This window comes from Cupriavidus sp. PET2-C1, assembly GCF_054515855.1.
The window spans coordinates 2,746,484-2,761,675 of sequence record NZ_CM137260.1; the positions used below are offsets into that span (position 1 = coordinate 2,746,484).

Annotated in this window: 14 protein-coding genes; 12 read left to right on the top strand and 2 right to left on the bottom strand. The window is 67.3% G+C overall.

Annotated elements, in window-relative coordinates; translation table 11 throughout:
- Position 1 precedes the first annotated feature (1 nt).
- From manD to ACX12D_RS32300, 9 genes are all read left to right on the top strand, one after another.
- A complete protein-coding gene (manD, locus tag ACX12D_RS32260) occupies positions 2-1,213 on the top strand; it encodes a D-mannonate dehydratase ManD (protein WP_459375041.1) in 1,212 nt (403 codons plus the stop codon).
- Positions 1,214-1,254: 41 nt separating this feature from the next.
- Entirely contained in the window at positions 1,255-2,790 is a 1,536-nt protein-coding gene (locus tag ACX12D_RS32265) for a mannitol dehydrogenase family protein (protein WP_459375042.1), read from the top strand.
- 256 nt (positions 2,791-3,046) lie between these two features.
- Entirely contained in the window at positions 3,047-3,550 is a 504-nt protein-coding gene (locus ACX12D_RS32270; protein ID WP_459375043.1) for a hypothetical protein, read from the top strand.
- 276 nt (positions 3,551-3,826) lie between these two features.
- Positions 3,827-5,011, top strand: a complete 1,185-nt coding sequence (locus tag ACX12D_RS32275; RefSeq protein ID WP_459375044.1) for a cytochrome c oxidase subunit II — start codon at positions 3,827-3,829, stop codon at positions 5,009-5,011.
- 41 nt (positions 5,012-5,052) lie between these two features.
- A complete protein-coding gene (gene ctaD / locus ACX12D_RS32280) occupies positions 5,053-6,810 on the top strand; it encodes a cytochrome c oxidase subunit I (RefSeq protein ID WP_459375045.1) in 1,758 nt (585 codons plus the stop codon).
- Positions 6,807-7,445, top strand: coding sequence for a cytochrome c oxidase subunit 3 family protein (locus ACX12D_RS32285; RefSeq protein WP_459375046.1), 639 nt, complete (start codon positions 6,807-6,809; stop codon positions 7,443-7,445). Before ctaD ends, ACX12D_RS32285 begins: the two co-directional genes overlap by 4 nt.
- 33 nt (positions 7,446-7,478) lie before the next feature.
- Complete coding sequence (locus ACX12D_RS32290) at positions 7,479-8,162, top strand: heme-copper oxidase subunit III family protein (protein WP_459375047.1); 684 nt, start codon at positions 7,479-7,481, stop codon at positions 8,160-8,162.
- A gap of 8 nt (positions 8,163-8,170) precedes the next feature.
- Positions 8,171-8,572 carry a cytochrome C oxidase subunit IV family protein gene (locus ACX12D_RS32295; protein ID WP_459375048.1) on the top strand — a complete coding sequence of 134 codons (402 nt, stop codon included), beginning with the start codon at positions 8,171-8,173 and terminating at the stop codon, positions 8,570-8,572.
- An 80-nt stretch (positions 8,573-8,652) separates the two neighbouring features.
- The gene (locus tag ACX12D_RS32300; protein ID WP_459375049.1) at positions 8,653-9,858 is read left to right on the top strand and encodes a DUF2252 family protein; all 1,206 of its coding nucleotides are present in this window, start codon (positions 8,653-8,655) and stop codon (positions 9,856-9,858) included.
- Between the two features lie 95 nt (positions 9,859-9,953).
- Here the strand turns inward: ACX12D_RS32300 and ACX12D_RS32305 are convergent, their stop codons facing one another.
- Together ACX12D_RS32305 and ACX12D_RS32310 are read right to left on the bottom strand one after the other, a co-directional pair.
- Positions 9,954-11,381, bottom strand: a complete 1,428-nt coding sequence (locus tag ACX12D_RS32305) for an NAD-dependent succinate-semialdehyde dehydrogenase (protein ID WP_459375050.1) — start codon at positions 11,379-11,381, stop codon at positions 9,954-9,956.
- A 221-nt stretch (positions 11,382-11,602) separates the two neighbouring features.
- The gene (locus tag ACX12D_RS32310) at positions 11,603-12,403 is read right to left on the bottom strand and encodes an IclR family transcriptional regulator (protein WP_441640013.1); all 801 of its coding nucleotides are present in this window, start codon (positions 12,401-12,403) and stop codon (positions 11,603-11,605) included.
- 186 nt (positions 12,404-12,589) lie between these two features.
- On the opposite strand from ACX12D_RS32310, the gene ACX12D_RS32315 reads away from it, so the two are divergent.
- The 3 genes from ACX12D_RS32315 to ACX12D_RS32325 are packed head-to-tail and all read left to right on the top strand — an operon-like array spanning position 12,590 to position 15,188.
- The gene (locus tag ACX12D_RS32315; protein WP_459375051.1) at positions 12,590-13,783 is read left to right on the top strand and encodes a CaiB/BaiF CoA transferase family protein; all 1,194 of its coding nucleotides are present in this window, start codon (positions 12,590-12,592) and stop codon (positions 13,781-13,783) included.
- 20 nt (positions 13,784-13,803) lie between these two features.
- A complete protein-coding gene (locus tag ACX12D_RS32320) occupies positions 13,804-14,436 on the top strand; it encodes a cysteine dioxygenase family protein (RefSeq protein ID WP_459375052.1) in 633 nt (210 codons plus the stop codon).
- Positions 14,437-14,438: 2 nt separating this feature from the next.
- Positions 14,439-15,188, top strand: a complete 750-nt coding sequence (locus ACX12D_RS32325; protein WP_459375053.1) for an enoyl-CoA hydratase/isomerase family protein — start codon at positions 14,439-14,441, stop codon at positions 15,186-15,188.
- Positions 15,189-15,192 lie beyond the last annotated feature (4 nt).

Genomic DNA, 15,192 nt, shown 5'->3' on the forward strand with positions numbered 1-15,192 from the left:
CATGAAGATCACCGCCGCGCGCGTCATCGTGTGTTCCCCGGGACGCAACTTCGTGACGCTGAAGATCGAGACCGACGAAGGCCTGACCGGCATCGGCGACGCCACGCTCAACGGCCGCGAGCTGGCCGTGGCGAGCTACCTGGAGGACCACGTGGCGCCCTGCCTGATCGGGCGCGACCCGCACCAGGTTGAGGACATCTGGCAGTACCTGTATCGCGGCGCGTACTGGCGGCGCGGGCCGGTGACCATGAGCGCGATCGCCGCGGTGGATACCGCGCTGTGGGACATCAAGGCCAAGGCAGCGGGCATGCCGCTCTACCAGTTGCTGGGCGGCAAAAGCCGCACCGGCGTGATGGTGTACGGCCACGCCAATGGCAGCGATATCGAGGCCACGCTGGACGAGGTGCTGCGCTACAAGGAAATGGGCTACCGCGCGGTGCGCGCGCAATCGGGCGTGCCGGGGCTCAACAAGGTGTATGGCGTGTCGTCGGACCGCCTGTTCTACGAGCCGGCCGATGCCTCGCTGCCGTCGGAGCACGACTGGAGCACGGAGCGCTACCTGGACCACACGCCGCGCCTGTTCGAGAAGGTGCGCGACGCGGCCGGCTGGGATCTGCACCTGCTGCACGACGTGCACCACCGGCTCACGCCGATCGAGGCGGCGCGCCTGGGCAAATCGCTGGAGCCGTTCCGCCTGTTCTGGATGGAAGACGCCACGCCCGCGGAGCACCAGGAGAGCTTCCGGCTGATCCGCCAGCACACCACCACGCCGCTGGCGGTGGGCGAGGTCTTCAACACCATCTGGGACTGCAAGACGCTGATCCAGGAACAGTTGATCGACTACATCCGCGCCACCGTGGTCCATGCGGGTGGCATCACGCATCTGCGCCGCATCGCTGACTTCGCCGCCATGCACCAGGTCCGCACCGGCTCGCATGGCGCGACCGACCTCTCGCCGGTGTGCATGGGCGCCGCGCTGCATTTTGACCTGTGGGTGCCTAACTTCGGCATCCAGGAATACATGCGCCACAGCGAGCAGACCGATGCGGTGTTCCCGCACGCCTACACCTTTGCCAACGGCATGCTGTATCCGGGCGATGCGCCGGGACATGGCGTGGATATCGACGAGACGCTGGCGGCCAGGTATCCCTATCAACGGGCTTACCTGCCGGTGAATCGCCTCGCCCACGATGGCACGCTCTGGCACTGGTAGTCCTGATGCCAGGCAAGCACAGGCAAGCACAGGCAAGCACCATGACGACGCCAAGACTGCATCCCGACACGCTCGCGCAACTTCCGCATGACGTACTGCGCCCGCGCTATCCGCGCGAACGCCTGCGCGGCGGCATCGTCCACCTTGGCATCGGCGCTTTTCACCGCGCGCACCAGGCGGCGGCGACGGAAGCCGCGCTGCACGCCGATGCCGCCAACGCGCACTCGCTGGACTGGGGCATCGTCGGCGTCTCGCTGCGCCGGCCCGACACGCGCGACGCGCTGGCGCCGCAGCAAGGCCTGTACACGCTGGCGCTGCGCGGGGTGCGGGACGACGGCAGCCGCTTCGCGCAGTTGCAGGTGATCGGCGCCGTGATTGCAGTGCTGGTGGCTGCCGACGATCCCGATGCCGTGCTGGAGCGGATCGCGCATGCGCACACGCGCATCGTCAGCCTGACGGTGACGGAGAAGGGTTACTGCCATGACCCCGCCACCGGCACATTGAACTTCGGCGATCCGGGCATCGCGCATGACCTGCTGCATGCCGGCGCCCCGGTTACCGCCATCGGCTATCTGGCGCGCGGCCTGCAACGGCGCATGGCACGCGGCCTGCCGCCGCTGACCTTGCTCAGCTGCGACAACATCGCCGCCAACGGCGACACGCTGCGCGGCTTGCTGCTGGCCTTCTGCGCGCGCGTGGATGGCGCGCTCCACGATTGGGTGGCCGAGCGCTGCGGCTTTCCCAATGCCATGGTCGACCGCATCGTGCCCAAGACCACCGTGGACGATGCCGCGCGCATCAGCGACGCGCTTGGCGTGGAGGACGCCTGGCCCGTGGTGGGCGAGCCCTTCCTGCAGTGGGTGATGGAGGACCGCTTCGTGGCCGGCCGGCCACGCTGGGAGGCGGGCGGCGCGCAGTTCGTCGAACACGCGCACCCGTTCGAGACGCTCAAGCATCGCCTGGTCAACGGCAGCCATTCGACCATGGCCTACCTGGGCATGGTGGCCGGGTGGGCCACCACCGACCGCGCCATCGCCGTGCCGGCGGTGCACGCGCTGATAGCCGGCATGATGGAGCAGGAAATGCTGCCAACCCTGCCTGCGCTGCCGGGGCTGGACACCGCGGCCTATCGGCGCGACCTGCTGGCGCGTTTTGCCAATCCCGCGCTGCAGCATAAGACCAGCCAGATCGCCATGGACGGCTCGCAGAAGATCCCGCAACGCCTGCTGGCGCCGATCCGCGAGCGCTTGCGCGCCGGTGCCCCGTTTCCGCGCCTGGCGCTGGGCGTGGCCGGCTGGCTGCATTTCCTGCGCGGCCGGGACGAGCACGGCGCCGAGTACCGTATCGAAGACCCGCTGGCATCTTCGCTCCATGCCTTGCTGGCCGAGGCCGACGCCCGGCACGCGCGGGAAGCGGATCGCATCGCGGCCATCGCGTCCTTCACGCCGGTGTTCGGGGATCTGGCTGCCTCGCGCGTGTTCGTCGAAACGCTTGCCACGCATACGCGCATGCTGCGCGAGCGCGGCGTGCTGGCGACACTCGCGGCGGCCACCGGTGCGCTGGCCAGCGCCGCCTGAGCGGCTCGCTGCCCGCCAAGTACCGATCCTGCCACCCGCGCGCCACGTTGCGGCGCCAACGTGGCGCCGGTCCCACCTCCAGCACTTATTTGCGCGTGTGCGGTCAAACGATCAGGCCGGCGTGTCCTATGCTGTGCAGATATGCAGGCCGCATCAGCAGTCAGGTCGCAGCTTGCGTATATCAAGCGCAACAGCAGAGCAACGGCAGAGCAACCGCGGCGAAAGCGGCGGTGAAACAGCATATCCGGAGGTGGCTATGGAACTTCACATGCAATCGCACCACTACGTGCGCCGCATGCCAGACTGGACCGCGGCAGCGGTGTCGGGGCTGGCGGCCGGGGCGCTGCTGATGGTGATTGAGCTGTTCTGGTCGACGATGGTGGCGGGCATCAACCCGTGGGGCACGACGCGGATGATCGCGGCGATCCTGATGGGGCAGGACGTGCTCCAGACTTCGTTGTTCAGCGTGGGTACCGTGGCCGCGGCGCTGATGATCCACTTTGTGCTCGGCGCGGTGCTGGGCATGATCCTGGGGGCCATCATCGCGCCGTTTCACCTGGACTCGAGCACGGGCCTGGCATTGCTTACCGGCGCGGTATTCGGCATTGCCGTGTACCTGCTCAACTTCTACGGCATGACGCACTTCTTCACCTGGTTCGCCGATGCGCGTGGCTGGCACACGCTGGTTGGCCACATGATCTTCGGCATGACCGCGGCCATTGCCTACTGGAAGCTCGAAAGCAAGGATGTATCTCACTGAGCACGCAGACCGGAGGAGATACCAGCGCGGCTTAGCGGTTTTGACCCGCGCATTGCCACTACACGGGCCGTGCGGGCCGGCGGCGGCGGATGAGAGCTTCGGCTTTCTCCGCCGCTTTTTGTTTTGCCGCCAGTGGCGCGCGGCGGGGCCGATTATGTGTGGCATCGCACCCAAAGCGCTGTCAAGGCCGCCTTGCCGGTGGCGGACCAGATGCACTAGTCTTATCTCAGCTTGCGTGTAGTTTGCAACCTTCTGTACGCAAGCGGGAGGGTCGGTATGGCGATAGCCATTGCAATCGTGATCATCGTCGTTGCCTCGGTGCTCTTCCATTTCGTGAGCCCGTGGTGGGCGACGCCGCTTGCCTCCAACTGGAAGCAGATGGACGACACGCTGACCATCACGCTGGTCATCACCGGCATCTTCTTCGTCATCATCAACCTGTTCGTCGCCTACATCGTCTGGCGCTACCGCCATCGCGACGGCGCGCGCGCGGCCTATCAGCCGGAGAACAGCAAGCTGGAGCTGTGGCTGATCGCGGGCACCACGCTTGGGGTGATCGCGCTGCTGGCGCCGGGCCTGTTCGTCTATGCTGAGTACGTGCGCCCACCCGGCGACGCCATGGTTCTGGAGGTGGTGGGCCAGCAATGGCAGTGGGGCTTTCGCTTCCCCGGCCGGGGCGGCCAGCTCGGTACCTCGGACCCGCGCTTTGTCACCCCCGCCAACCCGCTCGGCGTGAACCCGGACGACCCGCGCGGGCAGGACGACATCATCGTTGCCGGCCAGGAAGTCCATCTGCCGCTGAATCGCCCGGTCAAGGTGCTGCTGCGCTCCAAGGACGTGCTCCACGACTTCTACGTGCCGCCGTTTCGCGCCCGCATGAACATGGTGCCAGGCACTGTCACGTCGTTCTGGTTTACGCCGACCAAGGCGGGCACGTTCGAGATCCTGTGCGCGCAACTGTGCGGGGTTGGCCACTACAACATGCGTGGCCACGTGGTGGTGGAGGACGAGGCGGCGTTCCAGGCATGGCTCGCGCGCCAGCCGACGTTCGCGCTGACCATGGTGAAGACGCCCCCCGCGGCGGCAGCGGCGGCGGCTGCGCCCGCTGGCGCGCCGGCAGCCGATACGCTCGTCGAGCAGGGCCGCGCGCTGGCGCAGAGCAAGGGCTGCGTGGGTTGCCACAGCATCGATGGCACCGTTGGCGTGGGGCCAAGCTGGAAGGGCTTGTATGGCAGCATCGGCACCTTTGCCGACGGCAGCAGCGCGAAGGTCGACGATGCTTACCTGAAGGTCGAGATCACCGATCCGCAAGCGCGGCTGGTCAAGGGCTTCGGCCCGCTCATGCCGAAGATGGCCTTGAGCGACGAGGAGGTGAGCGCGCTGATTGCCTACATCCGCGCCAACGGCGCGCCCGGCGCGGCAACGCAGGCGGGCGCCGCGTCGGGCGCTGCGGCCAGGTAGGTCGCACGCAGGTTGCAAGGAAGGCTACAGGAGGGAGTGCAATGGCATACGCCGACGAGGCCGCCCACGACGGACCGCAGAGCTTCTTTACCCGCTACATCTGGAGCCAGGACCACAAGGTAATCGCCGTGCAGTACACGCTGGTTGCCATTTTCGTGGGGCTGATCGGCGTGGTGCTCTCCAACCTGATGCGCCTGCAACTGGGTTTCCCCGGGCACTTCACGTTTATCAATGCCAACCGCTACTACCAGTTCGTGACCATGCACGGGATGATCATGGTGATCTACCTGCTCACGGCGCTCTTTCTCGGCGGCTTCGGCAATTACCTGATCCCGCTGATGGTGGGGGCGCGCGACATGGTGTTCCCGTACCTCAACATGCTGAGCTTCTGGGTCTACTTCCTCTCGGTGCTGGTGCTGCTGTCGAGCTTCTTCGTACCGGGCGGGCCCACCGGCGCCGGCTGGACGCTTTATCCGCCGCAGGCCATCCTGCCGGGCACGCCCGGCTATGAGTGGGGCATCATCCTGATGCTGGTGTCGCTGCTGATCTTCATCGCGGCCGCTACCATGGGTGGGCTCAACTACGTCACCACCGTGCTGCAGGCCCGCACGCAGGGCATGACGATGATGCGCATGCCGCTATCCGTGTGGGGCATCTTCATGGCCACCATCCTGGCGCTGCTGGCCTTTCCGGCGCTGTTCGTGTCGGGCGTGATGATGCTGCTGGACCGCACGCTGGGCACAAGCTTCTTCATGCCGGCGATCGTGTCGCTGGGCCAGCAGCTCAACTACAAGGGCGGCAGCCCGTTGCTGTTCCAGCACCTGTTCTGGTTCTTCGGCCACCCGGAGGTGTACATCGTCGCGTTGCCGGCGTTCGGCATCGTCTCCGACCTCGTCAGCGTGCATTCGCGCAAGAGCATCTTCGGCTATCGCACCATGGTGTGGGCCATCCTGGCCATCGGCGTGCTGTCGGTGGTGGTGTGGGCGCACCATATGTTCGTGAGCGGGATGAACCCGTACTTCGGCTTCTTCTTTGCCACCACCACGCTGATCATTGCCATTCCCACCGCCATCAAGGTCTATAACTGGGTCATCACGCTGTGGCGGGGCGACATCCATTTCTCGGTGCCGATGCTGTTTGCCATCGCCTTTATCAGCACCTTCGTGATCGGCGGGCTGACCGGGCTGTTCCTGGGCAATGTCAGCGTGGACATTCCGTTGTCGAACACGTATTTCGTGGTCGCGCACTTCCATATGGTGATGGGCGTTTCGCCGATCCTGGTGGTGTTTGGCGGGATCTATCACTGGTACCCCAAGGTCACCGGCCGCATGCTCAACGACAAGCTGGGGCACATTCATTTCTGGGTGACGTTCGTCGGCACCTATGCCATCTTCTTCCCGATGCACTACCTGGGCATCCTTGGCATGCCGCGGCGCTATTACGCCTATGACAACTACGCCTTCATCCCCGAGTCGGCACACACCATGAACGCCTATATCTCCGTGGCGGCGTTTGTCGTGGCCGCGGCGCAGTTGCTGTTCATCGTCAACCTGGCCTGGAGCCTCAGGCACGGCAGGCTGGCAGGGTCCAATCCCTGGCGCGCGGCCTCGCTGGAGTGGCAGACGCCGGATACGCCGCCCGTGCACGGCAACTGGGGCGCGGAGCAGCCGGTGGTGCATCGCTGGGCCTATGCCTATAGCGTGCCGGGCGCAAGCGAGGATTTCATCGCGCAGAACGCGCCACCCGAGGCCGGGGGCGCCGAGCCCGAACCACATACCAGCCATGGAGCCGTGGCATGAACGCGAACCTGGTCTATCGCGCCGGTGCCGACGGCGAGCGGCGCCCGGGCCCCGGCCCCGGCGATGTGGGCAGGCAGCGCGCGGGGCCCGCGCCGGCCAGCATCGGGCTGTGGGTGTTCATGGGCGTGGTGAGCTCGCTGTTTGCATTGTTTATCGCCGCGTATGCCATGCGCATGGATTCGCCTGACTGGCACGCCGTGGCGTTGCCGTGGCAGGTCTGGCTGTCCACGGCCTTGCTGGCTGCGGGGAGCGGGGTGATGCTGGTGGCCGCGCGCGCGGCCCGCGCCGGGCGTGTCTCGGTGGCGCACCGCGCGCTGTGCTTCGGGGGGCTGGCCGCGGCGGCGTTCGTGGCGTCGCAGTTGTGGGCATGGCAGGCCCTGCTCGCCATCCACGTGGTGCCTGCCAATAACCCGTCCGGCAGCTTCTTCTACCTGCTGACCGCGATGCATGGCCTGCACGTGCTGGGCGGCCTGGCCGGCTGGGCGATGGCCATGCGCGCCGGGCCGGGCAGCGCGCTGCGCATTCGCCTGTGCGCGCGCTACTGGCATTTCCTGCTGGCCGTGTGGCTGGTGCTGCTGGCCGCGCTTGGCTGGCTCACGCCGGAGTTTGTTCGCTTTATCTGCGGCCGCGGCTAGGCGGCCCGGCTGATTCTCGAAGGAGACGTGCCCATGTCTTCGCTACCCACTTCATCCGCACCGGCGGTGACCGGCTTGCGCGGGCTGGTGGCCGACTGGTCCTCGGACCAGCAGGCCTTCAAGGTGTCGTGGGGCAAGGCGATGATGTGGATCTTCCTGGTGTCCGACACCTTCATCTTCAGCTGCTTCCTGACCGGGTACATGACGGTCAGGATCGCCAGCACGGCGCCCTGGCCGAATCCCAGCATCGTATTCGGGCTCAAGGTGGGTGGCACCGAGGTGCCGTTGCTGCTGATTGCCATCATGACCTTCGTGCTCATCAGCAGCAGCGGGACGATGGCGATGGCCGTCAACTTCGCCTACCGGCGCGATCGCGTGAAATGCGCGTTGCTCATGCTTGCCACGGCGCTGTTCGGCGTGGCCTTCGTCAGCATGCAGGCCTTCGAATGGACCAAGCTGATCGTGACCGAGGGCGTGCGCCCGTGGGGCAACCCGATGGGGGCGCCGCAGTTCGGCTCTGCCTTCTTCATGATCACCGGCTTCCATGGCCTGCATGTGAGCTGCGGCGTGATCTACCTGCTGATCGTCGCCACCAAGGTGCTGCGGGGCCGCTACGAGCGCACGGGCAACTACCAGATCGTGGAGATCGCCGGGCTCTACTGGCACTTCGTGGACCTGGTGTGGGTGTTTATCTTCGCGCTGTTCTATCTCTGGTGAGGCCCCTCATGGCTGCGTCGACCCCATCTCCCGAAGTGCCCGCCCAGGCCCCCGCCGTTGCCGGCTCGCACGGCGATCTGCCCCACGGGCAAGCGCACGGGCAGCAGCATGGGCAGCAACATCCCATTGGCCTGTACCTGAAGATCTGGGCACTGTTGTTCGTGCTGTCCACGATGTCGTACCTGGTGGACTACTTCCATTTCGAGGGCTATCTGCGCTGGACCCTGATCCTGCTTTTCATGTTGATGAAGGCCGGATTGATCGTGGCCGTGTTCATGCACATGGCCTGGGAGCGGCTGGCGCTGATCTGCGCCATCCTGCTGCCGCCGCTCTGCCTGCTGGTGCTGGTGGGCCTGATGGCGGCCGAGGCGGACTACACGTTCCTCTTGCGCGGCGTTTTCTTCCGCTGAGCGTGCCCGCGCGTGCGGTGCATGTTCCGTGCGCGCCATCCGGGTACACTTGCCCGGTTGCCCGCCACTCTGAGGAAACCATGCACCCAGCTACGGAAGCCATCCTGATCTATAACCATGGCCGCGATCCCGAGCGGCTGACCCGCAAGCTCGCTGCCATCGCCGCCGATCCGTTCGCCTTCCTGCGTGGCACCAACCACCTCTACGCGGCTTCAGTAGGCACCGAGGCCGCGCTGATGGAAGCACCCACCACCTATGTCTGCGGCGATCTCCATCTGGAGAACCTGGGCAGCTTCAAGGGCGACAACGGCCTGGTTTATTTCGACCTGAACGACTTCGACGACGCGATGGTTGCGCCGCTGACGGTGGACCTGGTGCGCCTGCTGTCCAGCCTGATGATCGCGGCGCCGCAGCTCGGCCTGTCGGATGCAGACGCACGCGCGGGTGCCGAGCGCATGCTCGATACCTACGCGGCGGTGCTGGCCAGCGGCAAGCCGCGCTGGGTGGAGCGCGCCACCGCCACCGGCATGGTGGCGACGCTGCTGCGCCGCGTGAAACGCCGCCGCCGCGGCGAGGTCCTGGCGGCGCGCACCGTGCGGCGTGGCGGCGAACGGCGCCTGCTGATCGACAATGCCCATGCGCTGGCCCCGCTCAAGGGCGAGCGCAAGCGCGCTGGCGCCATCCTGCGCGAGTTCGCGCAGCAGTCCCATCACGGCCGGTTCGTGGCCGATGACGCCGCGCGGCGGGTGGCGGGCGTCGGCAGCCTGGGGCTGGAGCGCTATGTGGTGCTCGCGCATGGGCCGGACACGCCCACCGCCCAGCGCCTGATCGACATCAAGCGCGCCGCGCCCAGCGCCTGGCAAGGCTTGCCCTATGGCAAGCAGCCGGCCTGGGGCAGCGATGCGTCGCGCGTGGCGCATATCCAGCACGCCATGCAGGCGGCTTCGCCAGCGCTGCTCTCGGCGGTTGCGATGGGTGCTCGGGCTGGAGACCCGTCCTACATCGTCAAGAGCCTGCAACCTACGGCTGACCGGGTCAACCTTGGGCCTCACACCGATCGCGCCAACCTGAACGAGGTGCTTCTCACGATGGCGCGCTCGGCAGCCTGGGCGCACTTGCGCGGCTGCGGACATGAAGCCGCCGATCGGATCGAGACATTGCAGGAGTTCGCTGCCGGTTCGCGCTGGCGCGCGCCGGTGCTGCGGCTGGCACGGCATGGCTGCGAGATGGCGCAGGCGCAGTGGAAGGATTTTGCCGAGGACTACCACAAGGCCCGGGGGAAGTAGGCCTGGTTCGCGCACTCGCTAGCTGTTGCCAACCAAGTTTTCCTGGCCGGGCGGTTGCCCGGCCAGGACGGTACCGGGACGGTACATCAGGCCTATCAGGCCTGCGTGATGAACTTGGTCACCAGGTAGCCATCGAAGGTTTCCTGGCCGCCTTCGCTGCCGATGCCGGAATCCTTGATGCCGCCGAACGGCGTCTCGGCCAGCGCCATGCCGAAATGGTTGATGTTGACCATGCCGGCTTCCAGGCCGTTGGACACCACCGTCGCGGTCTTCAGCGAGTTGGTGAACACGTACGAAGCCAGGCCGAACGGCAGGCTGTTGGCGCGGCGCAGCACTTCTTCCACGTCCTTGAAGCGCGTCACCGGCGCCACCGGGCCGAAGGGCTCGTCGACCATCAGCTTGGCGTCGTCGGGCAGGTCGGTGACCACGGTCGGGGCAAAGAAGAAGCCCTTGTCGCCGATGCGCTTGCCGCCCGCCACCACCTTGCCGCCGCGATGATTGGCGTCGTCCAGGAACTGCTCCATCGAGGCAATGCGGCGCTCGTGCGCCAGCGGCCCCATCTGGGTGCCGTCGTCCAGGCCGTCGCCAACCTTGATCGAGCCGATCACCTCGGTAAAGCGCGCCAGGAACTTGTCGTAGGCTTTTTCCTGCACGTAGAAGCGCGTGGGCGACACGCATACCTGGCCGGCGTTGCGCAGCTTGAAACGCGCCAGCATTTCCGCTGCGGGCTCGATGTCGGCGTCGTCAAACACCAGCACCGGCGAGTGCCCGCCCAGCTCCATGGTCACGCGCTTCATGTGGGCGCCGGCCAGCGCGGCCAGCTGCTTGCCCACCGGCACCGAACCGGTGAACGAGATCTTGCGCACGATCGGCGATTCGATCAGGTAGGTGGAGATCTCGCCCGGCACGCCCCAGACGATGTTCAGCACGCCCGGGGGCAGGCCTGCATCGTGGAACAGCTGGGCCAGCGCGACCACCGCGCTGGGCGAGTCTTCCGGCCCCTTGAGGATCAGCGTGCAGCCGGCGCCGATGGCCGAGACCATCTTGCGGATCGCCTGGTTGAAGGGGAAGTTCCACGGCGTAAAGGCAGCGCACACGCCGATCGGCTCGCGCACCACGATCTGGCGCACGTTGGGCTGGCGCGGCGGGATCACGCGGCCGTAGATGCGGCGGCATTCCTCGGCGTGCCATTCGGCGTGCTCGGCGCAGATCATGACTTCGCCGATGGCTTCGGCCAGCGGCTTGCCCTGATCCAGCGTGATGTTGCGGCCGATGTCCTTGGCGCGCTCGCGGGTCAGTTCCGCCACGCGGCGCAGGATCTTGGAGCGCTCCAGCGGCGAGGTCTTTTTCCAGCTTTCAAAGGCGCGCTGCGCGGCGGCCAGGGCGCGGTCCAGATCGCCGCGGTTGGCATGCGGCAGCTTGCCCAGCAGTTCCTGGGTGGCGGGGTTGATGACGTCTTGCTCGCGTCGGTCCCCTCCCTTGACGAATTCCCCGTCGATGTAGAGGGCGAGATCCTGGTACATGCCTTTCTCCTGAAGAAGGTTGCGTGCGACAAGCGCAGCCGGTGCCGCCGCGGTGGGGGATGCCGCGCCTGGGCGCGGCGGCCAAACCGCAAGCTTAACGCGTCGGCCGGTTTTGTGCATCGGCAGGCGCCGGCGTTTCCGAGGGGGCGGGGCCAAGTGCCGCAAAGGCCACCGGCCGCGCGCGCTGATGGACTCAGGAAGCATGGCTGATGCCCCGGGGCTCACCCGCGCCGCATCGCCACCATGCTGCGCGTAGCCAGCGCTAGCGCATTGTGCCGGTTGCCGCCGCCCAGGTCATCGGAGATCTCCGTGGCCGCGTTCAGCACCAGCGCGGCAAAGCCCTTGATCTTGTGTGGCCTGAACCGTTCGGCGGGCCCCGACAGCCCGATGGCGGCGATGACGTGCCCGTTGCCGTCGCAGATCGGCGCGGCCACGCCGTAGACGGTCTCGCGCCACTCGCCGCGGTTGACCGCATAGCCCTGCTTGCGCACCTTGGCCATTTCCCGCAGGAAACGCTCGGGCTCGACGATGCTGTTGGGTGTGGACGGCGCCAGCGTGCTGAACATGCGCTGCAACGCGGTGTCCGGCTGGAAGGCCAGCATCGCCTTGCCGGTGGCCACGCAGTGCGCCAGCGCCCGCCCGCCGATCTGGGTATAGGCGCGCACGGGGTTGGGGCTGTCGATCTTGTGCACGTAGACCACCTCGGCGCGGTCCAGCACGGACAGGTGCACGCTCTCGCCGCTGGCGTGCATCAGCTTGTCCATCCGCGCCTGGGCATGGCGGCGCAGGTCCAGCCGCGAGAGCACCGCCGAGCCCAGCTCCCAGAGCTTGATGGACGCGCTGTAGCCGGTGCCGGAGGCGTCGCGGATCACATAGTTGAGCTCGGTCAGCGCTTGCAGCAGCCGGTGCACATTGCTCTTGGCCAGGCCCAGGCGGGCGGCGATCTCGGTGAGGCCCAGCGGGCGGTCGCTGTGCGCCAGCAACTCGATCACGCCGAGGCCCTTGATCAAGGTGTTGTTCATTGGTTCATTGAAGCGATGCCTTAATGCGAATGGCGCAACCCTGTTCTCAAATGTGGAACGATAGTATCGTATTTTGCAACTCCCTATAATCGTTGCAGCACGTCGTCGCAGCGCGGCCGGCAGCCTGCCCAGGAGGGCGGCTGATTCACGGCGCCGCGCCTCTCTCTTTCCCTGTGGATGCTTCCCATGCGTGATCTCGCCCAACCGGACCTGCCGTTGCAAGGCGTGCGGGTCGTGGAATTCTGTACCGTTGCCGCCGGGCCCTTTTGCGGCATGCTGCTGGCCGACATGGGCGCCGAGGTGATCAAGGTGGAAGCGCCCGAGGGCGACACCTTGCGGCAGTGGCCGCCGCTGTCCGATGGCTTCTCGGAGAACTTCGCTTCGCTCAACCGCAACAAGGAGTCGGTGGCGCTCAACCTGAAGGATTGCGCCGATGTGGCGCTGGCGCGCGCGCTGATCCTGGATGCCGACGTGGTGATCGAGAACAACCGTCCCGGCGTGATGGACCGGCTCGGGCTGGGCTACGCCAGCTTTCGCGAGCAAAAGCCAGGTCTGGTGTATTGCTCGGTGTCCGCCTACGGCCAGAGCGGCCCGCGCGCAGGCGAGGGCGGCTTCGACCTCACCATCCAGGCTGCCGCCGGCGTGATGAGCGTGACCGGTGAGCCCGATGGCGCGCCGGTGAAGTGCGGCGTGCCGCTGGCGGACTTTGCTTCGGGGCTGTACGGCGCCTTTGCCATTGCCAGCGCGCTCGCCCGGGTGCGGGCCGGCGGCGCGGGCGCGCATATCGATGTGCCGATGTACGGCTGCACGCTCGGCATCGCCGCGCTACAGACCAGCGAGTACTTCGGCACTGGCCGGAGCCCGGCCAAGCTGGGCTCCGCACATCCGCGCAATGCGCCGTACCAGGCCTTCCAGGCCGCCGACGGCTACTTTGCCATCGCCGCGGGCAACCAGAAGCTGTGGCTTGAAGTGGTGCGCGTGGTGGCACTGCCCGCGCTGGCGCAGGACGCACGCTTTGCCACCACGCGCGACCGCGCGGCCAACCAGGCCGCGTTGAAGATCCTGCTGGAAGAGCGCTTTGCCACCGCTGGCGTGGCGCACTGGATTGCCGCCTTCAATGCCGCTGGCGTGCCGCATGCGCGCATCAACGACTATGCCGCCGCGCTGGACGATCCGCAGGTGGCGCATATGGAGTGGGTGCGCCCGCTGACGCTGCCTGGCGGCCACCAGACCCGCACCTTCGCCTCGCCGCTGCGTTTCGACGGGCTGGGCTTGCCGATCCGCCGCGACCCGCCGGCGCTGGGCGAGCACAACGCCGCCGTGCGCGCCCGCTACCAGGCGGGTGGCGCAGCCGCGGAACAAAACCCCAAGTCATGCTAACGGCAGATAGAGGAATCATCATGAGCGACAAGACCGACAAGACCGGCAACATCGATCGGCTGCGCGCGTTCGTTGCCACCATCAGCCGCGTGGTCACGCAGGCGGAACGCGAGGGCAGCAGCGAGCCGGACATCCTCGCGCAAGCCAGCGCCGCGCTGAGCGAACTGGTGGCCCACGACGACTGGCTGCCTGAGGCCATGGCGCGCCCGCATCCTGTCTACTACCAGCAGCATCTGCTCTATGGCGATCCGCTCGATCGTTTTTCGCTGGTCAGCTTCGTCTGGGGGCCGGGCCAGCAAACGCCCGTGCACGATCACACGGTGTGGGGCCTGATCGGCATGCTGCGCGGCGCCGAGGTGGACCAGCACTACCGCGTGGAAGGCGGCCGGCTGGTGGAAGACGGCGATGCCGTGGTGCTGAGCGCTGGCCAGGTGGCCGCGGTCTCGCCCACGCTGGGCGATGTGCACCGCGTGCGCAATGCACATGACGACCGGGTGTCGATCAGCGTGCATCTGTATGGCGGCAACATCGGCCGCATCCATCGCCACGTGTATGACGCCGCCAGCGGCGCCACCAAGCCGTTCGTATCCGGCTACTCCAACGCGCTGGTGCCCAACCTGTGGGCGCCGGCGGCAGCGCCGGCGCAGGGGTGAACGTGGAACAAGCCGGTCTGCTGATTGACAAGCAAGGCGACGTCACCCGATTGACGCTGAACCGGCCCGAGCGCGGCAATGCGCTGTCAGCCGGGCTGGTGGAGGCGCTCGCGGCGGCGGTGCTGGCGTGCCACCACGATGGCACCCGCTTGCTCGCCATCGACGGCGCCGGCGCGCATTTCTGCACGGGGTTCGATCTGGGTGAGCTGGATAGCGAGAGCGACGATTCGCTGCTTGCGCGTTTCGTGCGCGTCGAGCTGCTGCTGCAAAGCGTGCATGGCGCGCCTTTCACCACCGTCGCGCTGGTCCAGGGCCGCGCCATGGGCGCGGGCGCCGACCTGATGGCGGCCTGCGAGCAGCACTGGATCGCGCCGGGCAGCACGCTGGCTTTCCCCGGCGCGGCCTTCGGCCTGGTGCTGGGCAGCGCTCGGCTGGCGCAGCTGGTGGGTGTGGCTACGGCGCGGGACTGGATCGCGAGCGGACGGCCCGTCCGGGCCGAGGAAGTGCTGGCCTGCGACATGGCCGGCAATCTGGTGGCGCCGGAGGCGCGCGCCGCCGCGCTGGCCACGTTGGCGCAGCGTGCGCGCCGGCTGGATGCGCCAACCCATGCCGCGATCCAGGCCGCCACGCAGGGCGGCCACGCCATGGCCGAAGCGGCGCGCGCGGCGCAGCTGGCCGAGCTGGTGCGCTCGGCCGCCCGGCCGGGGCTCAAGGCGCGCATCGCCGCCTACCGGGCGGCGTCCAGGCGCTGACTCA